Here is a 19,704-nt window from a genome sequence, read left to right as displayed (position 1 = left end):
TCTCTCACCCCGGGGTTAGCGTTATTGGTTGTGGTGTTTGTCGTCGCGCACATCGCCCAACATCTGCCGACCTTCAAGGAAGGCGCGCTGGGCCTTGTAGAAGGCATGCAGGAAAGCGAGCATCCGGTGAACCGGAACCGGGTCCTTGTAACCGATCTTTCGAATGATCTGACGCGCGATCGAGACCACTGCTGAATCGGGCTCGACGGGAGCCATCGTCAAAGGATGACTTCGCAGGAAGGTTTCCAGTGTCTCCAGCTCGAAACGGCCGTAATGCTCGAGCTGGTCTGGCGAGAACACAAACTCTTGGTCGACAGCCTGATCGGCCAGATCGGGGAGAAGAACCGGTTTGGGCTCTTGCACCACAATCGTGTGCCCCAGAATATCTCCCAGACGCAGACGTTGACGATTGAACAGTGGCACAGCCAGCACAATTGCAATCCAGATCAACATCACAACCAGCCAGAACGGACTGAGCCCTCCTGCCCCCAGCAGGAGCGTTCCTGGCATAAAGACTTCCACTTCCTTGAGCAGATTGCGGATGACCACAGCCTGAGTGGTCAATCCCCGGCCATCGGCCGACAGGACACGCAGCCTGAGCGCTTTCTTGCCCAGCGTCTGTCCGTTCCAGAACAATTCCGAAGCGATATAGTATGGTGCCCGAATAAGCAGCGTCATGAGCGAGAACACGATGAGGGCCGCGTCCCCGACCTGGAATGCGGTAAGAGCGATGAGAATGGTCAATGCGAGGGCCCCGATCACCGTGATCAGGATATCGAGCAATTGTGCGCCGAAGCGCGCCGCCAGAGTGGCCACTTCGAACCGGATTTCCACCCCTTCCGGTGGCGTGAGGGCAAACCAGCGGCGCTGGGCCTCTAACGCGCGCGCAGCCTCGGCGGCATTGCGTGGCGCGCTCATGAGGACGATCTCCGCCCACCCAGGGTGAACCAGGCCAGCCACAGCGCACCGATTCCCCAGCCAATCAGAAGGCGCAGCTCCGTGTCCTGGACCAGCTGGCGGGCAAATCCTTCCAACAAGCCCGCCACAAACAGCATGAGCGCCGCAATCACCGCCAGTTTCGCCGCCGGACGGGCAGAGGCTCGCAGAGCGTCCTTGCGACTCAGAACACCCGGAAACAGGACGGCCCGGCCCATTTGAAACCCGCCACCCGCCGCAATCGCAATCGCAGACAGCTCGGTGACGCCATGAATGCTGAGCCATCCGAACAGTTCATATCCCAGGCCGCGCTCTGCAAACAATCCGAAAAAAGCACCTAAAATCAATCCATTATACATGGTCAGGATAAAGCTTGGCACACAGGCAAACACGCCCAGTGCAAAGGCAAACAAGGCCACGCGCGTATTGTGGGAGAAGAGGTAGGCGGCGAAGGCGCCCAGTTGGCCCGCCATGCTGATATCACCATCGAACAGGGTGGAGCGCAGGGTTTCGGTAGACGCGTCCGGCGTCCGGTTTCCAGCCAGATCACCGGGAATGAAGGTATAGAACCAGGCCGTATCCTCCAAGTAGAGCAGATAGGCCAGGATCGCCCCGAGGAAGAGCGCAAAAAACGCCATGGCCACAGACAGCGCGCATTCGCGCATGGCCCGCGGTCCAGACGACACGAAAAACCGAACCACCACACCGCTGACATTCTCTCGCGGGGCATAAACCGCCAGAAAAGCGCGGGCCACAAGACTTTCTAGATAGTCACGCAGGCTGCGGTCCAGCGAGATATCGCGGGCCACGGACAGGCCAGTGGCCGCCTTACGATACAAACCCGCCAGGGACTGGGCTTCCACCAGGGTGAGGGATCGTATGCCTGATTGCTCAGCTAGGGCGACCAGGTTTTCCAGGCGCTGCCAATCGGCCTCGCGTTCTGCCCGAAAGCGGGTCGATCGCAGATGAGGTTGCTCGCTCATACCACCTCCTGGGCCTTGAGATTGAGATAGGTGGAGACCAGCTTGGCACTCAGCGCACGCGGGTCCGTATCCATAACCCGCACCCCCAGCCGGTTGAGACGTTCGAGAACGATTTCACGCTCTCGCTTGAGGTCCGATGCTGCAATGGCTTCTGCCGCCTCTTCCAGATCCTCAGCCGGGCGCTCCGCCCGTTCTGTCGTCTGGGCATCGCGCAGGGCAATAAAAATCACCAGATGCCGCTTGGACATGTAGGCCAGCTGCTCGACCATCAGCTCTGACGTGGTGGTGTCGACAAAATCGGAGAACACTATCACCAGGCTGCGTCGGTTGAGATGGCCATTGAGCGTGGCCATGCCCAGGGTGTGATTGCTCTCGCGCGTATCGTAATCGAGCCCACCGAGGGTCTGGCGCAGTTTTGCAAAGACATTGCGCCCGGGTGCGGGCGGCAACCAGTGACGCGGCTGGCTGTCATACGTGTACAGCCCCACCCGATCGCCTCCGATCGAGGCAGCCCAGCTTACGGCCAGACCGGCATTGATGGCATGATCCAGCTTCGCGAGACCGCCAAACTCTTCACGCATGAGATAACCTGAATCCAGGCAGATAATGACATTATGGTTCTGCTCGGACCGGGTCTCCTTGGACAAGAGGCGCCGCTGACGGGCCGAGCGTTTCCAATCAATCTTGCGCAAACCCTCGCCCGGAACAAAATCTCGCAACTGGTGAAACTCTGACCCCTCACCCTCCACAAATGTGGATTTCTGACCATGCAGGACAGCATTCACCGAAACATCAATCTGCCCGGACGAGATCGGGCGCAGATCCGGCAGGACGGTGATCACGGCGTCCAGCTTCACTTTCGGGACAAACTCCACCAGGCCCATGCGGGAAGGCCAGACCGGCCAGACGCGGTCGAGAGTCCACGCGCCGCGCCGACGTCCCATGACCGGAAGCGGCAAGGCCTTTGTGCCCGGCTCCACTTCGATGATATCGGGCCCGGTAAGACCATCGGGCCAGTCGAAACTCAACGTCATCCCCACAGGCGCGGGCGGGTTGAGCCGGAGTTCGAAATCACGCACCTCGCTGGCGAAGATCTCCAGCCCTCCCACCAGCCGGGCATGCAGGCGCGGCCGGGTGCTGGACGCCACATCGACAACCAGCAGGACAAACAGCCCCACCCACGGAGCCAAGAGAAGCCAGGTCCAGCTGAGCGGAATCGCCAGGCCGGTCAGGACCAGGGCCACAAAGGCCCAGACTATCAGACGCGGCGCGGGCCGCATCAGCGCGGCGCCTCGATACGGGCAAGAATGGCCTGCAACACATCATCAGCTGTGCGACCTTCAATCTCCGCCGTTGGCGAGAGCAAGATACGGTGTCGAAGGGCCGGCAGGGCCAGGGACTGGACATCATCGGGGATGGCGTAATCGCGCCCATCCAGAGCAGCAGCCGCACGCACAGCGCTGGCAATCGCATCCGCCGCGCGGGTTGACGCTCCCTCGCGAATATCCGGATCGGTGCGGGTTTCACGGACAATATCGAGGATATAGGCCAGGATCTTGTCGTCCAGGCGAATGGAGTCGATCAAGCGGCGAGCGCCGTCCAGGACCTCAGGTGTCAGCACAGCCTCGATCCGGCCGGTGCGCGTCCCAAAGTCCAGCGCCTCATCCGCGTGCTGGCGCAGAATGGCAATTTCATGCTCGCGCTCGGGGTAATCGATCACAATCTTGAACAGGAAGCGGTCGTTCTGCGCCTCGGGCAACGGATAGGTGCCCTGCTGCTCGATCGGGTTCTGCGTCGCAACCACCTGGAAATGCCCGCCCAGCGCATAATCCGTCCCGTCAATCGTCACCACACGCTCGTTCATCGCCTGCAACAAAGCCGCCTGGGTCTTGGGCGGGGCGCGGTTGATCTCATCGGCCAGAAGAATATCCGTGAAGACCGGACCCTTCACCAGTCGGAATGCATTGGTGGAGAAATCGAACAGATTGGCGCCCAGCACATCGCCCGGCATCAGATCCGGTGTGAACTGGATCCGGCCGAACTCCAGGGACAGCGCGGCGGCGAAACTGCGGGCCAGCAATGTCTTGGCCGTTCCCGGAGGCCCTTCCAGAAGACAGTGACCGCGAGAAAAGGCCGCAACCAGCAGATGGTGTATCGCATCATCCTGACCGATGATGGTCTTGCGGATTTCGGAGCGCAGACGGTCAGCTGCGGCGGCAAAAACTTCGAGCGTGAGTTCGGTCATGCGCGTTCAAGAACCTCTTTGTAAACTGTTTCCAGGCGTACCAGCATCTCTTCGGCCTGCTGGATGGGCAAACGATCAGGCAGGCTGGCGATTTCATTGAGAAGAGATTGCAACCGGTCGGCCAGGCCCTCATCCCGGCGGTGCAAGACGTCGATCAGCAAGGCTTGTCGATCCAGAGCGCGCGGTTCGCGACCGATCAGGCGGCGGCTCAACTGGCTGACACGGATATCAGCCAGGATCCGCAACATCGAGCCATTGCGTCCTGTGTAGTGCATGATGCGCGCCTGGCTCTGCATCACGGTTCGGCGCGCTGCTCCATGCGCGAAACCAAACATGCTGGCCACGGGCCGGTCCCGCACCGTCCCTCGCCAGAAGGCCAGCAGGAACAATAGAAACGCGCCCAGCCACAGAAACAGGAAGGGTGGTTGAACAAATCGCATCAGATCCGCCCATGTCCGTGCCCGCCCGTCCTGAAGTCCCTCTTCAATTTGGGAATAGTCCACCATGACCGGGTAGCGATATTCATTGCTATCCCTCGCATCCGAGAGGAACTCGATCAGTGCGAGTGCCACCTGGCTGTTCTCACTCTGTGCCAGACCGAAATTGTTGAGAACATCCGGGTCTGACAGAACCCAGTAATCCCACCCCGAATGCTGACATTGCGCCAAAAGTGCGCGCTCCGCATCCCCGATCAAGGGCTTGCAGTCTTGTCGCACGTGCATCCACTGGGGAGCGCGGACAGTCAATTGACCTCCACCCAGCCTGTCCGGGACTGCAATGCGCTCCTCTTGTGTCACGTCTGTCTGCGACACAAACACCATGGGCAGTTTCAAGACGGGCGGATCAGCCGGCAGTGCCGCCTCCACCGCTCCGTCAGGCCCGAAGTCTTGGTCCGAGTTGTCATCGGCATCGCCGATCTCGTCGGTCTCGGTCAACGCGACAGGACGCTGCTGTCCAAAATGAGCCACTCCGGGATTTGCGTCATGGAGGAGGAAATCCTCATGCATCAAGCCGGACAGGCGCACACCATCTGACCATTTCGGATAGACCAACAATGTCGGAACATTGATAATTTTTCGGCGCAAGACCGAGATCGAGATTTCATGATCGGGCGCCTGGAGATAGAGTGTCTCCGGATCTCCAGACACAAACCGAAGAGGCCGGTCCCGGCCAACAAACACCGGCAAGACTCGAAGATCGACGTCCCACACCTCAGTGCGGCGCGCATTGTCGACCCGCCGGACAGGCTGGTCATTCGCCTCAAGCCAAAGCGTCAGTCCGTCAAACCCCAGAGCACTGCGCGGCAGGGGCGGATTGCGCTCCGGCATGTTGGACATGATGACGATAAACAGCCCCAGTCCAGCCACACAGATAACGGGTAGAACCGGTATGTTACGGATTGCGTTCATGAATTCCGCTCCGCCTCGGCGATCAGCGGGCGGGCCTTTTCGACCAGGCGCTCCAATTCCTCGCGACTCATCTCATAACCGGCAAACCGCGACCGTTCGGCAGCCTGAACCAGTTCGCGGATCAGCGCCCGATAGGACCAATCCATCGGCAGTGCGCGTAGGACGTCACGAGCGGTTTCACTGCGGAGCGGCATGCGACCGGTGAGGCGTCCGGCCGCTTGCAGGGCAAGGCGCAGGAGCGCTCCCATGGCCGCCTCGACATCATCCATCACCAGGATGTCATCCAGGCCTCGCAAGGGCGCATCGTCTGGTGGCGCCATGGCTGTCGCGCGATGGCGTGACCGTTTGTGCTTGGGTGTTGGACTTTCAGTGACCCCGGACGCCCGGCCATTGCGGATGATCACGTAGATCACATAGGCCAACCCCGCCACCAATAGCGCGCACACCCCCCAGAACATGACTTGCAACAGGATCCCGATGGGAAGGCTCCTCCACCAGTCGACCGGGACATCGCGATCATGCTGACGGGGGAGATTGACCCGTTCCCGCCAATCATCCTCGGCGTCCAGCTGTTCCAGATCGATCTGCAGCTGGGCTTGCTCAGCGCCGTCTATATAGGTGGAGGGCGTCGAAGTCTCCGATGTGCCGGAATTTGTCCAAGCCCACAGGGCGATCAATACGCCCAGCACCACGACCCCGGCCCAGATGAGCGCAGATGACCGCCCGCGCGCAGGCGCAGATCTGCTGAGACTGGACATGGAAAACACACTCCGGTGTGAAAGCACGACCCCCGACGTAAAACGTCGTTTAAAAACCTAAAGGTGACCCTCACGGCTGGCAAGTGAGACTCGCCACGCCGTCATGGATTTACTGGATCGATGACGGCGGGGCGCACAATGCGCCCCACACGACGCGGTCTAGGTCTCCACTTCGTCCCGAAGCGTGCGTGACGCCATGTAGAAGGCCGGGAGGGCCAAAAGGCCGATCAATCCGATCGTGATCAAGGACAGGCGCAATCCTTCGGCCACCCCGTGTTCCACAGCAAAGGCATCGCTGATCAGGCCGGCGGCGACAGGGCCGGCTCCCAGTCCGATCAGGTTGATGATGAACAGGATCAACGCTGATGCCGTGGCACGTGTGCGCGGTTTGACCAGGCTCTGGGCACAGGCAAACACCGGCCCATACCACACCGAGTTCAATAGTGTGACGAAGGCCAGGGCGACCAGGGACACGACAGTTGAACCGGCCAGCATGGCGACAAGAAACGGCACGACACCCAGAACCAGGGCGAACGCCGGGATTGCCGCAAAGGCGCGCGCATCCTGGGCCACCCAGCGATCCGCAAATTGTCCGCCCAGATAAGTGCCAATCGCGCCGAACACGCCAATCAACAATCCCAGCACCAGACCGACAAACCCAATGGCGCCAAACTGTGTACCGAGGCTTCCATTCACGACATCCGCGAGGCCTTGCAGGCCTTCACCATGATTGCGCAGGTAGAAAGATCCATAAAAGGCAATATGCCCATAGGCCACCATGGCGGAGATTGCGGCGGCAATCGCCATAAAGAAGAAAGCCGGTTTGCGAAACAGCTCCTTCATCGCATCCGCAAGCTGAGGCTGGTCAGCGGGGGCAATGGCTGCCGCTGAGCGCCTGGGCTCGGGCAGGGTGAACCAGGCGAGCAGTGCCAGCAGCACACCGGGAGCTCCCGCTACAAAAAAGGCCGCACGCCAGCCAAAACTGTCGGCAATCATGCCGCCCAGCGCCATACCGGCCAGGGAACCCAGCGGGATACCCATCGAGTAAAAGGCAATCGCGGAGGCTCGTTTTTCAGCCGGCGTATAGTCGGAAATCAGGGAGTGCGCGGGCGGGGTACACCCGGCCTCACCCACACCCACACCAATGCGGGCCAGCAGGAGCTGGATGAAATTGCCGGCCAGCCCACAGGCCAGTGTACAGGCACTCCACACACCCACGGCGACGGAAATGATCTTGACTCGATCGGCGCGCTCGGCCATCCGGGCGATCGGTAATCCCAGCACCGTGTAGAACAGCGCAAAGGCCAGCCCTGTCAGCATGCCCAATTGCCAGTCTGCGAGACCGAGATCGAGCTTGATCGGCTCGGCCAGGATATTGACCACCTGGCGATCAAGAAAATTGAACACATAGATCACCAGCAACATGCCAAGGGCATACCGTCGCGGGCCCTCGGCTAAAGGCTGGATTCCGGCATTGGCAGGCGGGCTTTCACCCTCATGTGACTCGACCATGTTTCTCCCCTAGGTTTTTGTCTTTGCCTGATCTTATTCAGGTTTCGACTTGGACCGAAAGAAGAATCGGGAAGCGGGTCCGGGTTTGCCCTTGCGTCTGCAGACGGTATGCCCGCATCGACACATCATGAAAGGACGTCCTCATGCACCTGACACATGATCCGAAATCCGGGCCGGTAGACACGATCAGCTTTGACGACTTCCTCAAGGTGGATATGCGTCTGGGGACCATTGTTGAGGCAGAGGTATTTCCCGAGGCTCGCAATCCCGCCTACAAGCTCCGCATCGATTTTGGCGAGGGTGTGGGCATCAAGCGCAGCGCGGCGCAGATCACCACACACTACACCCCTCAATCGCTGATCGGCACACGGGTGATGGCTGTCGTCAATTTCCCGCCCCGACAGATCGGCCCGGTGCGGTCCGAAGTCCTGGTCCTGGGTTTTCCCGATGAGAGCGGAGAGATTGTGCTCGCAAGACCGGATCAGGACGCCCCCAATGGCGCCCGCCTCGCCTGAGCCCTACTTCTCGACGCAGGTCTGATCCAGATCCCCGGTCTCCAGGATCGGGGACGCGTCGATATCATCTGCATCCATCATTTCGGCGATGCGCTGAAGAGAGGCCACCAGCATGGCCCGTTCCCAATCCTGAAGCTTGCGGAATTCACGCAGAAATCCCGCCTGCAACAGCTCGGGAGCGGCCAGGGCGCGCTGACGCCCCTCGTCGGTCAGGCAGGCCAGAACGACCCGCTTGTCATTGGGCGACCTGTCGCGGGTGACCAGCCCCTGTCGCACCAGGCGGTCAAGAATTGTGGTGACCGTCGCCTGGCTCAGAGACACGGTCTTGGCCAGAGCGGAGGGCGACATCTGGCCTTCCCGTCGCAAGGCCTGCACCACCACGAGCTGGGGTGCGGTCAAGCCGACCTTCTTCACCAGTTTCTTCGATTGCAGGTCAATCGCCCGCGTGATGCGGCGCAGCGCGATCAGGATGTCGTCATGATCAGTCATGGCCATCATTTCGGTGAAGAATCGCAAAAACGCAAGTCTGGGTGGTTCCCCACACATGGTTCGAACTCAAATTATTTTGGACCAGGGCCTGCACGCAACTGCTTCGTGAACGATGGCAAAACATGTGCTCTTTCAGCAACAAATGCTGCAAAGTGCTGTTTAATATATCCTTTGCCAAGCGCCAAGCCACGCAAATCCCTTAGACATCTATTTTTAGTCTTCAAAGGAACTGGCCAAACTGCCGCAGCTGACATAGACCCCGGCTCAAACAATGTGATCGATAGGGACACACACCATCATGTTCAAACAACGCGTACTCGCGTCTACCATTCTCACCGCTGCATCCATTTCGCTGATCGGGACCGGCATGGCCGCAGCCCAGATCGAGCAGATCACCGTAACCGCCACCAAGCGCGAACAATCCGCGCAGGATATTCCGGTTGCCGTGAACGCCATGCCGGAAAGCACGCTGGAAGAATTGCGGGTCGATGTCTTTACCGACTATCTGCAGCAATTGCCGGGTGTGACCGCCGGGGGCTCCGGACCGGGTCAAAATACCATCTATATCCGCGGTCTGGCATCCACTACGCCGAACCTGACCACATCGGGTGTGGCCGGTCTGGCACCGAATGTGGCCTTCTATCTCGACGAACAACCGCTGGCCCAGCCGGGCCGAAATCTCGACGTCTATGCCGCTGACCTGCAGCGCATCGAAGTCCTGCCCGGTCCGCAAGGCACGCTGTTCGGTTCCAGCTCCCAGGCCGGCACGGTCCGCCTGATCACTAATCGTCCGGTTCTGGGCGTTTATGAAGGGTCTGCGAATTTCGGCACCTCATTCACCGAAGGCGGTGAAATGAGCAACAAGGTCGAGGCCGTGCTCAACCTGCCTGTCGCTGACAATTTCGCCCTGCGCGGTGTCGTGTATTCCGACAATCAGGGCGGTTACATCGACAATGTGGCTGGCACGATCGACCTCACAGAGTCGGCCCGTTTTCGTCCGGAAGGCACCGTGCGCGCCAATGGCGTCGCCGTAAATGCCAACCGCGCCGGTTTCCAGTCGACGGCTGATCTTACGGGCGTCACCTTCCTCGAGGCCGACAATGCGGCACTGGTGGAAGAGGACTTCAACGACACCTCCTATAACGGCTTCCGCATCAGCGGCCTGTATGAGTTCAATGCCGACTGGTCGCTTCTAGTCAGCCATACTCGCCAGAAGATGGAGACCGAGGGCGTCTTCTTCCAGGACCCCAATCTGGACGATCTGGAGATCCAACGGTACGAGCGCGACGAGCTGAATGACGAGTTCACCAACACGGCCTGGACGCTGGAAGGTCGCCTCGGCATGCTGGACGTTGTCTATACCGGTGCCTACACCGACCGCGAAACGGATCAGCGCGTGGATTACACCGACTATCTCTTCGTCGGCCAATATCTGCCCTATTACATCTGTGACGGCTCCGTCACCTATCCGGGCGCCGCGGCTCCGGCAGGCACGTGTCAGGCACCGAACCTGTTCGTGGACAGCTTCACGGAAACCACCGTTGAAACCCATGAATTCCGCGTCAACACGCCAGACGACAATCGCTGGCGCGCCACGGTGGGAGCGTTCTACTCCAATCTTGAACTCGCCGAGCGTAATGACTTCACCTATCCCGGCTCCGTCAATGCGGTGCTGTTTGGCCAGACCGGATTCTCCCCGAACTTTCCGTTCACCACGGGCTATCGCTCGGATGATGGCCCGTTCCCGGCCGGTGTGATTTTCCGCAATGACGTGCTGCGCACAGACGAACAGACCGGCGTCTTCGGTGAGTTCTCCTATGATCTGACCGACAGCTTCTCCATCACTGTCGGTGCCCGCTGGTATGATATCGAGGTGGATCTGGAAGGCAGCGCGAACGCGTCTTTCTGTAACGGTTTCCAGGCCGATGCCAACGGGTTTGGAACCGACATTTCCGACCTTTACAACGGCGATGGCGCGATCACCTTCCGCGGTTCCTGTGACACCTCCACGCACATCACCTACACCGACCCGAATACGCCCGGCATTCCGGCGCAAGCCGCTGCGGCGCTGTCTGCTCCGGATGCTGCCCGCACCGATGGCATTATCACCAAGGTGACCGGCACCTGGCGCCCGACAGACACGACGCTGTTCTACGCCACCTATTCGGAAGGCTTCCGTCCCGGATTGCTCAACCGTCCGGGCGGTGCTGCGGGTCCGAACGGCTTCACCGTCCCGTTCGCGCTCGACACCGATGATGTGAAAAACTATGAGCTGGGCTGGAAAACCGACCTCTTCGACAACACGCTGCGCTTCAACGGCTCGGCCTTCTTCGTCGAGATCGAGAACCTCCAGACCACGATCTTCGACCCCTCGATCACCAATCTCTTCTTCTCGGACAACGCCGCCAATGCGGAAATCCGCGGTATTGAAGGTGATGTGACCTGGGCACCGGCTGAAGTACGGGGCCTGACCGTGTCGGGCGCCTTCTCCATCCTGGACACCGAAATCACCGAGGTTCTGACCCCGACAAATGATGTGGTCGAAGGATCCGACCTGGCCTTTGCGCCGGGCTTCCAGGCCAATGTCCGGGCTCGTTATGAGTGGGATCTGTCCAATGGCTGGCTGGCGCACGTCCAGCCGCAAATCGTCTATTCGGATGACAGCTACAGCGATGTCATCGAGATCAACAAGGTCTCGATCGACGGCTACACCATGGCTCATTTCTCCGCCGGTGTGTCCGAGGACGATTGGCGCGTCGAGCTCTTCGTCAACAATCTCTCGGACGAACGCGCCGAGCTGAGCAATAACTTTGTCAACGACCGTGAACGGGTCACGATCGCCCGCCCGCGCACCTGGGGTGTCCGGGTCGGCGTGGACTTTTAAGTCCATTCGTTTAGCTTAGACCTCTAAGGGAAGCGCATCATGATATGCGCTTCCCTTTTGCGTTTGTCAGGAGCCGCATTTGGCACTTTCCGAAGACATCATCGCCCGCACGGTGGGAGAGGCCCAAAAAGCCCTGATGTCCGGTCGTTTTGCCGAAGCGCGCGAAACACTGGCCCCCATCCTCGACGAATACCCCGACCATATTGATTCCCTTTACGCCCTGGCCGTCTGTGGTCGCTACGAACGCGATTTCGACAGTGCAAACCGGGCTCTGGAGCGGTTGAAGGAGAGCGCCCCGGAATTTGGCCGGGCACACCAGGAAGAGGCCTATCTGCGGCGCGATCAGGGACAGCCTGATCTGGCGCTCGCCGCGTTTGAACGGGCCTGCCGTTTCAATCCGGCCCTGATCAGCAGCTGGCTGGAACTGGCCTCACTCTATGAGGCGTCGGGCCGCACGACAGAGGCCGAGCATGCCCGGGCCCAGGCCCAGCGGCTCAAGGCCCTGCCCCAACCCGTTCTGGCCGTCACCAACCTGCTTGCCGAGGGTAAGCTGCTCAAGGCAGAAACCCTGTGCCGGGCCTTCTTGCAGAAAAACCCCAAACATGTCGAAGCCATGCGATTGCTGGCCGAGATCGGTGTTCAGCTGGGCATTCTTGAAGACGCGGAATTCCTGCTGGAAAGTGCGATTGCGTTCGAGCCTGAGAATGTCCAGCTCCAGCTGGATTACATCCAGGTTTTGCGCAAGCGCCAGAAATTCGCCTTGGCTCTCAAACAGGCCCGCACACTTCACGCACGCGAGCCCGACAACCCGCTCTTCAAATCACATCTCGCCATCGAAAACATGCAGGCCGGCCACTATGATGATGCCCTGACCCTGTTTGACGAGATCCTCGCCGCCCATCCCCAGGACTTTCGGGTCCAGACATCCCGGGGCCATGCGCTCAAGACAATGGGCCGGCAGGAGGACGCCGTTCAGGCCTATCGCCAGGCGCTGTCGGCCAGCCCCACCCATGGCGATGCCTGGTATGGCCTGGCCAATCTGAAAACCGTCAAGCTGGACGCGGACGATGCTGAGGCCATGCGCCAGGCTGCGGCCACCCCGGCCCTTCCGTATGCGGACCGGATCCATATTCATTTTGCCCTCGCCAAGGCCTTCGAGGACATGGGGCAGTATGATGCGGCCTTCGAACACTATGAGACCGGCAATCGCCTGAAACAGGTCCAGACCCGATACACGTCGGAGCAGATGGACGCCGAGTTCGAGGCCCAGAAACGCCATGTCACAGCTGAGATTCTCGCTCATCGGACCGCAGAAGGTTGTCCATCCCCGGACCCGATCTTCATCGTGGGCCTGCCCCGAGCCGGATCCACCCTGCTGGAGCAGATCCTCGCCTCTCACAGCCAGGTGGATGGTACGCTGGAATTGCCCAATATTCTCTCGCTCGCCCACACCCTGCGCGGCCGCTCCAAACTTTCGGATCGGGACCGATATCCGCGGATTCTGGGCGAGCTGACCGCCGAACAGAAGCGGTCATTTGGTGAGGCGTATATCGAAAGCACCCGCATTCATCGCGCCGGCGCACCGTTTTTTACCGACAAAATGCCCAATAACTTCCGGCATATCGGATTGATCAAATCCATCTTGCCCAACGCCAAGATCATCGATGCACGGCGCGAACCCATGGCCTGCTGTTTCTCCGGGTTCAAACAATTATTCGCCGAAGGCCAGGAGTTTACCTACGGGCTGGACGAGATCGGGCGCTATTACCGCGGATATGTCGCGTTGATGGCGCACTGGGACAGCGTCCTGCCCGGCGAGATCCTGCGTGTTCACTACGAAGACGTCGTGGCGGATCTCGACAGCCAGGTGCGACGCCTGCTCGACTTCTGTGGCCTGCCCTTTGAAGACGCCTGCCTTGATTTTCACCAGACCGACCGGGCTGTGCGCACAGCCAGCTCGGAACAGGTCCGCCAGCCCATTTTCACCTCCGGCGTCGAGCAATGGCGCCATTTCGAGCCTCACCTTGAGCCCCTCAAACATGCGCTCGGTGAGAGCCTGACCGCGTACAGGACCTGATCCCATGAAACGTTTTGAACCCGCTGTATTCTATCCTGCCGCGATACTGGTCGCGCTTGGCGTGGGCTATGCCGTTGCCGCGGGAGACCAGGCCGAAGCCCTGTTCACCCAGATCCGCGTCGGCATCACCGATACGGTGGGCTGGTTCTACACGGTCGGGGTGGGAACATTCCTCGTGGGCATGTTGCTCGTGGCCTTCTCCGACTGGGGCCGGATCCGGCTCGGCCCGGACGACAGCGAACCGGAATATGGCTTCTGGCCCTGGTTTGCCATGCTCTTTTCCGCCGGCATGGGTATCGGGCTGATGTTCTTTGGCGTGGCCGAACCCGTCACACATTTTCTCAACCCGCCCGGCGCTGAAGCCGGCATGGTGGACGCCGGAACGCTGGAAGCCGCCCAGCAATCCATGATCCTGACCTTCTTCCACTGGGGCGTTCATGCCTGGGCGATCTATGTGGTCGTCGGATTGAGCCTGGCCTATTTCACCTACCGGCAAGGCCTGCCACTGAGCATTCGTTCCGCGCTCTACCCGCTGATCGGAGATCGGGTGAACGGACCGATCGGTCATGTCGTGGATGTGATCGCGATCCTGGGCACACTCTTCGGTGTCGCGTCTTCGCTGGGATATGGCGTCACACAGATCAATGCCGGTCTGAATGACCTGTTCGGACTGGAGATCTCGATCACGGTTCAGCTGGTCCTCATCGCGATCATCACGGCCTTTGCCACGATCTCAGTCATCGCCGGGCTGGATGCAGGTATCAAGCGTTTGAGCGAACTGAACCTTGTTCTGGCCATCGGCCTGATGGTCTTCGTGCTGATCGCCGGGCCGACACTGTTCATTATCTCTGCCTACATTCAGAATATTGGCGAATACATCGACCAGCTGGCCAGCCTCACCTTCAATCTTGATGCCTATGGCGATGGTCAATGGGTCGGCGACTGGACCCTATTTTACTGGGGGTGGTGGATTTCCTGGTCTCCGTTTGTGGGCATGTTCATCGCCCGGATTTCCCGCGGCCGCACCATTCGCGAATTCATTCTCGGTGCTCTGTTCGGCCCGACATTGTTCACTTTTTTCTGGATGACGGTGTATGGCGATACCGCGCTGCGCCTGGCCCTGATGGATATGGCTCAGCCCATGGTCGATGCCGTTGCCAACGGTAACAGCGAACTGGCTCTGTTTGCCTTCCTGGACACCCTGCCGCTGTCGGGGATCACGTCTGTCCTCGCCATCATTCTGGTCACGACCTTCTTTGTTACCTCGTCAGACTCAGGATCCCTGGTCAAATCCACCATAGCCTCCGGCGGCAATCTCAATCCGCCCGTGTCCCAGCGGTTTTTCTGGGCGGTTCTCGAGGGTGTGGTAGCCGCCGCCCTTCTGGCAGTTGGCGGCCTAGCGGCGTTGCAGTCTGCCACAATCGCCGCCGCGCTTCCCTTCACGGTGGTCATCTTCCTGGCCATGATCGGTCTGGTCCGTGCCTGGACCGCCGAGACCGCCAAACGCGCAGGTCACAAGACGGCCGCGCAATTGCCCGTGGAAGGCGCCGCCGTGCCCTGGCGCACCCGGTTAAAACTGATGTTTGCCCAGCCGACCCGCAAGGAGGTCAATGCCTATATCGCCTCCACCGCAAAAGACGCGTTGCTGGAGGTCGCGGAAGAAATCCGGCAACAGGGTTATGCTGTCGAACTGGAGAGCCGAAAAGGCCGTGTCGCGCTGACCATTGATCATGGCGACCACCCCTTCCTCTTTGCCGTGGAGCGTCGCTTCTATGACGAGGCTCACTTTGCCGCGCCGGAGACAGACGATGTCGAAGACGACACGGAGGCAGAAGGCGAGGACGAATACGCCCAGGCGGAGATTGTTCTGAGCGATGGCAGCCGTCAGGCCGATATCTATGGCTACACCAAGATCCAGTTAATCCGGGAATTCCTGCGCGACTATCAGCGGCACCTGCAATGGCTCTACCACATGGCCAATTCCGGCTAGGGCGTGCCCTAAGGACCGGCTATTGCCGGAATTTCTCGGCACGCTCGGCGCGAATGGCCATTTTCTCGGCGATCATTTCTGCGCCCAAGCGCTGGAGCAGACGCTGATTGCGCATGGTGCGACGCCAATAGAGAAAGACCGGATGTGAGGCATGGGAATGGTCCAGGCGGCGGACCTTGAAATTCGGCTCCCGGATCGCCTCGCCAAGCGCATAAAGGCTGGGCAGGATTGCAATGCCCTCGCCACTTGTGGCCATTTGCCGGATCGCATCAAGACTGGAGCCATGATAGGCCTCGCTCAGCACTGCCCCGGCTTCCTGGGCGATATCCTGGATGATACGGGTCAGATAATAATCACGACTGAGCGCGAAGATTTCCCGCCCCCTGAGCTCAGCGGGCTGGACCGGCCCGTCGCTTTTCATGATCGGATCATCGACCTCGCTGCAGACCCACAGGGTTTCCTCAAACAGAGGCAAGACCTCAAACCCGTCCAGATCACTTTTCGAGGCCACCACCAGGTCTAGCTCCCCGGCATTGAGTCGCGTGAGCAAATCCCGGGACGTGCCCTCCACCAGGGACATCCGCAGGCCGGGAAACTCCGATTGCAGGCGTTCGCGCACACGCGGCAGGAAATAGGCTCCGATCGACGGTAGAACGCCCGTCTGCAGTCGCATTTTCACGTCACCCGAGAGACGTTCCGCCCGCGAGCGAAAGGCACGCGCGGCATCCAGCGTGTTCCGCGCATCCGCCATCAGGGCATCGCCATGCGCACTGAGCGAGACGGTGCGCGAGGTGCGTTCGAACAATTGCAGACCCAGCTCCTGTTCGAGCACGGCGATCTGTTTGGACAGGCTGGGCTGAGTGACATTCAGACTATCGGCCGCCGGACCAAAGGCGCCGAATTCGGCCACTGCCACGAAGTATTCCAATTGCCTCAATGTGGGTCGCATGCCTCGCTCCGCCTTTCATTCATGCCCTGAAGTAATCAATCGCGGACACGATTTCCATTAGAAACAGGCCGCGGGCCTGCCTAGATCTGTGGCGGAACAAACCACACAGACCCCGCAGGGGGAGGAGAGACCACCATGAAAACGACGTTGATGTCCGCCATTGCCGCAACAGCCCTGCTTGGCCCGGCCGCCCTGGCTGACCAGATCACACCGGCCGAAGTGGCCGCCGCCCAGCAAGCCTGGGGTGAGGGCATTGTCACGATTGGCGAAGCCTATACCGCTGGCGAAGACTATGGTGCAGCCGCGACGGCTCACATCGAGCGTTTCTACGCTTACGGCTCTCATCCGATCCTGTTCAAGCCGACATTGGCCGCTGAACAACAATTCCGCGGTGATTTCGCCGGCGCATTGTCCTATTTCGTGGGCGGTTCGATCGACGAGGACAAGGGCTTCGCCATCGCGCCCTATACCCAGGTGCGCTGGGAGAATGAGGGCACGTTTATCGACAGCGACAGCGCCATGGCGATGGGGAATTATTTCTTCACCACGACAGAAGGCAATGAGGTGAAGGTCGAGTACAGCTTCGGTTATGTCCGCGACGAAGAGGGTGAGCTGAAAATCGTGCTGCACCACTCCTCGCTGCCCTATAGCGCCGAGTAATCAATCCGTGACCGGGCGAGAGGCCGTCCCCCTCGCCCGGCTCACCTAAGTTCAGCGCCGTCAGGCCGGCTTGCGAAACCGCAGGGTCATGCGATCGGATTCACCGATCGCCTGGGTGTCCGGATTATCCCGGGTCGTGGGCGGCAAACGCCACACAAAGCCGTCTGCCGGGTCATTGGGATTGGCATTGATCTCGCTGCTGGCCTCCAGCACAAAACCGGCGCGTTCGAATGCCGCCACCACATCGCTCTGTTTGAGATAGCCATTATTGCCGCTGGCAAACTCCGCGGTCGCCGCTTCCGGTGCCCGGTGCTGGACAACGCCGACCAGCCCCCCGGGCGCCAGCGCTTCATAGACCTCAACGAGAGCCGTATCGATCATCGGATCCTCGAAGCGGAACAGATGGTGCAGGGCGCGGAAAAACAATACCGCATCGACCTGTCCGTTTTCGGCGTCAGGAATATTGTCGATCGTATATCCCAGAACAGGCTGGGCGGGCTCCACCCCGTCCACGCCGAGATAACGGTGCATTTGCGTGATATCCGCGCCAAAGCGCTCGTAATTGTCCTCGCTCCAGGACGAGAACATCTGAACCCATAAACTATCGGGATAGGTGAGACCGATCATGCGGCCCTCACGCGCCGTATAGGGGGTGAGGATCTGGGAATACCAGCCGCCATTGCCCGGCAGGACCTCGGCCACCGTCATATCCGGCTGAACTCCGAAGAAGGTCAACGTCTCCTCAGGATGACGCCAGTCATCCCGGGCGCGGCGTTCATCGCGGCGCGGATGGGCAATCACCTCAGCCAGTTGCGTGCTCTGCGTGGCCACATCCGTGCCGGATTCCATGTCGGATTCCATGCCGGATTCCGCGATTTCATCCGTCTCTTGTGAGACCGGATCTGCAGCCTCGTTTGAACAGGCCGCCAGAACCAGCGCCATCACGCTGACATATCCCATAGCTTTCATAAAAGCCTCCCTCTGCTGGCCCACAGCATAGAAGCCCCCCCACACATCCACCACGTTGCGGAAAACACATTTCGGTGAGAAGGAGCGGTCAGCGGTCTGCCGTGTGGGATCTGGCAAAGCTGTTGGGACCGGTGCTTCTTGATATCGCGCACCATCATCAGGCCAAACCCGTTCCACCAAAACCGAACCGTCTCGTGATTAATATCAATGCCGCATCCGTGGAGCAGATCTTCGACGCTGCTTAACGAGCGCGCGAAGCGGCTGCACCCTATCACCGAAAGACGAAAGATCTCAGGCGAGGTTTTGCATTAACAAAACGGGTTACTTTTCAGATAAGGCTAGGAATCCGACGCTTCTCACTCAAGCCGAGTACCCTCTGACACTGCCTTCTTGTCGCTGAAGAATTTCCAAGGTATGCGGACCACGTATAGGTGTATTCGGTTGAACCGGCAATCGCGCCAATTGAAATACCGTTTCCGCATCAGGTGCGCTAAGAAGAGATACAATGCCCAAAGTCATGCTGATTTCTGGCTGCCCCCGATCCGGCACAACAGGGTTCCGCACAACCCTAACACAGGATACCCGCCTGGCCATCGGCCTCGAGAGATACCTAAGACTTTCAATCAATAAAAAACTGACGCCTGATCTTTGGGAGCGCGAGCGGTTCATCGACGTGCAACCAAACGATACCCACGTGCAGCCCAATCACCGGTCTTGGGGTATCGCAAACAGAGCGATAGACCGCGTTCGTGACAACTACGACACCCTCGACTACATCGGCGACAAGCTGCCACGCTCTGCCAACAGCTTTGAAGTGCTCGCAGAGACTCTTCCGGACATCAAGATCATTTACTTGTTGCGGAATCCGTTTGACGTCGCCGCGTCATACAACAAAAGGGCGCGCAATGAAAATGACAAACGTTGGCGCCCTGTCACAGACTATAGCGTTGCCGTGAAACAATGGAATTTCGATATCAGACAAGCCGTCAATTTTCTCGACCAACTCGATTTTCACATTGTTCGCTACGAGACCATTTTCCAAAATTTTGAGGAGTTTGAGAACGTTTACGCTTTTCTTGGTCTCGAGATGAACGACGGAGCGCGCTCCGGCTGGCAAGACGCTCACGAGCGCAGCCTGTCTCTGGAAGCTCAGCGGTCAGCCCTGACCGACGAGGAAAAGGTTCATCTCTGTGCGTACTGCAATTTTGCCAACTATCGAAAACTCCTCAAACACGGCGGGTTTCTGTAGAGCGAAGCACCCTTTCGGTCAGTGGTGTCAGACCAAAGTGAACTGGTCTCGGAAGACACCCTTTCGCCCAACTCAAGCC

16 protein-coding genes are annotated in these 19,704 nt (G+C 59.5%); 6 read left to right on the top strand and 10 right to left on the bottom strand.

Features of this window, described 5'->3' with window-relative positions; translation table 11 throughout:
• Nucleotides 1-21: 21 nt before the first annotated feature.
• The 7 genes from RMQ97_RS02055 to RMQ97_RS02025 form a co-directional block, all read right to left on the bottom strand.
• The gene (locus RMQ97_RS02055; RefSeq protein WP_413659164.1) at nucleotides 22-918 is read right to left on the bottom strand and encodes an RDD family protein; all 897 of its coding nucleotides are present in this window, start codon (nucleotides 916-918) and stop codon (nucleotides 22-24) included.
• Nucleotides 915-1,919, bottom strand: a complete 1,005-nt coding sequence (locus tag RMQ97_RS02050; protein ID WP_413659163.1) for a stage II sporulation protein M — start codon at nucleotides 1,917-1,919, stop codon at nucleotides 915-917. The genes RMQ97_RS02055 and RMQ97_RS02050 overlap by 4 nt, the downstream gene beginning before the upstream one ends.
• On the bottom strand, nucleotides 1,916-3,199 hold the full coding sequence (locus RMQ97_RS02045; protein WP_413659162.1) for a DUF58 domain-containing protein: 1,284 nt from the start codon (nucleotides 3,197-3,199) through the stop codon (nucleotides 1,916-1,918). The genes RMQ97_RS02050 and RMQ97_RS02045 overlap by 4 nt, the downstream gene beginning before the upstream one ends.
• Entirely contained in the window at nucleotides 3,199-4,164 is a 966-nt protein-coding gene (locus RMQ97_RS02040; RefSeq protein WP_413659161.1) for an AAA family ATPase, read from the bottom strand. Before RMQ97_RS02040 ends, RMQ97_RS02045 begins: the two co-directional genes overlap by 1 nt.
• Nucleotides 4,161-5,573, bottom strand: coding sequence for a hypothetical protein (locus tag RMQ97_RS02035; protein WP_413659160.1), 1,413 nt, complete (start codon nucleotides 5,571-5,573; stop codon nucleotides 4,161-4,163). Before RMQ97_RS02035 ends, RMQ97_RS02040 begins: the two co-directional genes overlap by 4 nt.
• On the bottom strand, nucleotides 5,570-6,331 hold the full coding sequence (locus RMQ97_RS02030) for a DUF4129 domain-containing protein (RefSeq protein ID WP_413659159.1): 762 nt from the start codon (nucleotides 6,329-6,331) through the stop codon (nucleotides 5,570-5,572). Before RMQ97_RS02030 ends, RMQ97_RS02035 begins: the two co-directional genes overlap by 4 nt.
• Before the next feature lie 159 nt (nucleotides 6,332-6,490).
• Nucleotides 6,491-7,843: a spinster family MFS transporter gene (locus tag RMQ97_RS02025; protein ID WP_413659158.1), complete on the bottom strand. Its 1,353-nt coding sequence runs from the start codon at nucleotides 7,841-7,843 to the stop codon at nucleotides 6,491-6,493.
• A 143-nt stretch (nucleotides 7,844-7,986) separates the two neighbouring features.
• On the opposite strand from RMQ97_RS02025, the gene RMQ97_RS02020 reads away from it, so the two are divergent.
• Nucleotides 7,987-8,358 carry a tRNA-binding protein gene (locus tag RMQ97_RS02020; RefSeq protein ID WP_413659157.1) on the top strand — a complete coding sequence of 124 codons (372 nt, stop codon included), beginning with the start codon at nucleotides 7,987-7,989 and terminating at the stop codon, nucleotides 8,356-8,358.
• 3 nt (nucleotides 8,359-8,361) lie between these two features.
• Here the strand turns inward: RMQ97_RS02020 and RMQ97_RS02015 are convergent, their stop codons facing one another.
• Nucleotides 8,362-8,847: a MarR family winged helix-turn-helix transcriptional regulator gene (locus RMQ97_RS02015; protein WP_413659156.1), complete on the bottom strand. Its 486-nt coding sequence runs from the start codon at nucleotides 8,845-8,847 to the stop codon at nucleotides 8,362-8,364.
• 298 nt (nucleotides 8,848-9,145) lie between these two features.
• Between RMQ97_RS02015 and RMQ97_RS02010 the strand changes: the two genes are divergently transcribed.
• The 3 genes from RMQ97_RS02010 (at nucleotide 9,146) to RMQ97_RS02000 (ending at nucleotide 15,798) form a co-directional block, all read left to right on the top strand.
• The gene (locus RMQ97_RS02010) at nucleotides 9,146-11,731 is read left to right on the top strand and encodes a TonB-dependent receptor (protein ID WP_413659155.1); all 2,586 of its coding nucleotides are present in this window, start codon (nucleotides 9,146-9,148) and stop codon (nucleotides 11,729-11,731) included.
• 79 nt (nucleotides 11,732-11,810) lie between these two features.
• Nucleotides 11,811-13,808 carry a tetratricopeptide repeat-containing sulfotransferase family protein gene (locus tag RMQ97_RS02005; protein WP_413659154.1) on the top strand — a complete coding sequence of 666 codons (1,998 nt, stop codon included), beginning with the start codon at nucleotides 11,811-11,813 and terminating at the stop codon, nucleotides 13,806-13,808.
• 4 nt (nucleotides 13,809-13,812) lie between these two features.
• Nucleotides 13,813-15,798 carry a BCCT family transporter gene (locus RMQ97_RS02000; RefSeq protein WP_413659153.1) on the top strand — a complete coding sequence of 662 codons (1,986 nt, stop codon included), beginning with the start codon at nucleotides 13,813-13,815 and terminating at the stop codon, nucleotides 15,796-15,798.
• A 19-nt stretch (nucleotides 15,799-15,817) separates the two neighbouring features.
• Here the strand turns inward: RMQ97_RS02000 and RMQ97_RS01995 are convergent, their stop codons facing one another.
• Complete coding sequence (locus RMQ97_RS01995; RefSeq protein ID WP_413659152.1) at nucleotides 15,818-16,747, bottom strand: LysR family transcriptional regulator; 930 nt, start codon at nucleotides 16,745-16,747, stop codon at nucleotides 15,818-15,820.
• A gap of 135 nt (nucleotides 16,748-16,882) precedes the next feature.
• Between RMQ97_RS01995 and RMQ97_RS01990 the strand changes: the two genes are divergently transcribed.
• Nucleotides 16,883-17,407 carry a phosphoribosyl-AMP cyclohydrolase gene (locus RMQ97_RS01990; protein ID WP_413659151.1) on the top strand — a complete coding sequence of 175 codons (525 nt, stop codon included), beginning with the start codon at nucleotides 16,883-16,885 and terminating at the stop codon, nucleotides 17,405-17,407.
• A 60-nt stretch (nucleotides 17,408-17,467) separates the two neighbouring features.
• On the opposite strand, the gene RMQ97_RS01985 is transcribed toward RMQ97_RS01990, so the two are convergent.
• Nucleotides 17,468-18,376 (bottom strand): class I SAM-dependent methyltransferase, encoded by a 909-nt coding sequence (locus tag RMQ97_RS01985; protein WP_413659150.1) that lies wholly within the window; start codon nucleotides 18,374-18,376, stop codon nucleotides 17,468-17,470.
• Nucleotides 18,377-18,881: 505 nt separating this feature from the next.
• Between RMQ97_RS01985 and RMQ97_RS01980 the strand changes: the two genes are divergently transcribed.
• Nucleotides 18,882-19,625 (top strand): sulfotransferase family protein, encoded by a 744-nt coding sequence (locus tag RMQ97_RS01980; RefSeq protein WP_413659149.1) that lies wholly within the window; start codon nucleotides 18,882-18,884, stop codon nucleotides 19,623-19,625.
• Nucleotides 19,626-19,704: the final 79 nt, after the last annotated feature.

The sequence above is a fragment of the Maricaulis sp. D1M11 genome (assembly GCF_047308265.1).
GTDB lineage: Bacteria > Pseudomonadota > Alphaproteobacteria > Caulobacterales > Maricaulaceae > Maricaulis.
Note: the sequence above shows the minus strand (reverse complement) of the source record. Positions and strands in the feature narration are given on the sequence as shown.

Coding starts and splice junctions, on each gene's coding strand:
- RMQ97_RS02040 (WP_413659161.1), bottom strand. CDS start 4,164: ATGACCGAACTCACGCTCGAAGTTTTTGCCGCCGCAGCTGACCGTCTG.
- RMQ97_RS01995 (WP_413659152.1), bottom strand. CDS start 16,747: ATGCGACCCACATTGAGGCAATTGGAATACTTCGTGGCAGTGGCCGAA.
- RMQ97_RS02010 (WP_413659155.1), top strand. CDS start 9,146: ATGTTCAAACAACGCGTACTCGCGTCTACCATTCTCACCGCTGCATCC.
- RMQ97_RS02015 (WP_413659156.1), bottom strand. CDS start 8,847: ATGACTGATCATGACGACATCCTGATCGCGCTGCGCCGCATCACGCGG.
- RMQ97_RS02045 (WP_413659162.1), bottom strand. CDS start 3,199: ATGCGGCCCGCGCCGCGTCTGATAGTCTGGGCCTTTGTGGCCCTGGTC.
- RMQ97_RS02030 (WP_413659159.1), bottom strand. CDS start 6,331: ATGTCCAGTCTCAGCAGATCTGCGCCTGCGCGCGGGCGGTCATCTGCG.
- RMQ97_RS02035 (WP_413659160.1), bottom strand. CDS start 5,573: ATGAACGCAATCCGTAACATACCGGTTCTACCCGTTATCTGTGTGGCT.
- RMQ97_RS02020 (WP_413659157.1), top strand. CDS start 7,987: ATGCACCTGACACATGATCCGAAATCCGGGCCGGTAGACACGATCAGC.
- RMQ97_RS02055 (WP_413659164.1), bottom strand. CDS start 918: ATGAGCGCGCCACGCAATGCCGCCGAGGCTGCGCGCGCGTTAGAGGCC.
- RMQ97_RS02000 (WP_413659153.1), top strand. CDS start 13,813: ATGAAACGTTTTGAACCCGCTGTATTCTATCCTGCCGCGATACTGGTC.
- RMQ97_RS02050 (WP_413659163.1), bottom strand. CDS start 1,919: ATGAGCGAGCAACCTCATCTGCGATCGACCCGCTTTCGGGCAGAACGC.
- RMQ97_RS02025 (WP_413659158.1), bottom strand. CDS start 7,843: ATGGTCGAGTCACATGAGGGTGAAAGCCCGCCTGCCAATGCCGGAATC.
- RMQ97_RS01990 (WP_413659151.1), top strand. CDS start 16,883: ATGAAAACGACGTTGATGTCCGCCATTGCCGCAACAGCCCTGCTTGGC.
- RMQ97_RS01980 (WP_413659149.1), top strand. CDS start 18,882: ATGCCCAAAGTCATGCTGATTTCTGGCTGCCCCCGATCCGGCACAACA.
- RMQ97_RS01985 (WP_413659150.1), bottom strand. CDS start 18,376: ATGAAAGCTATGGGATATGTCAGCGTGATGGCGCTGGTTCTGGCGGCC.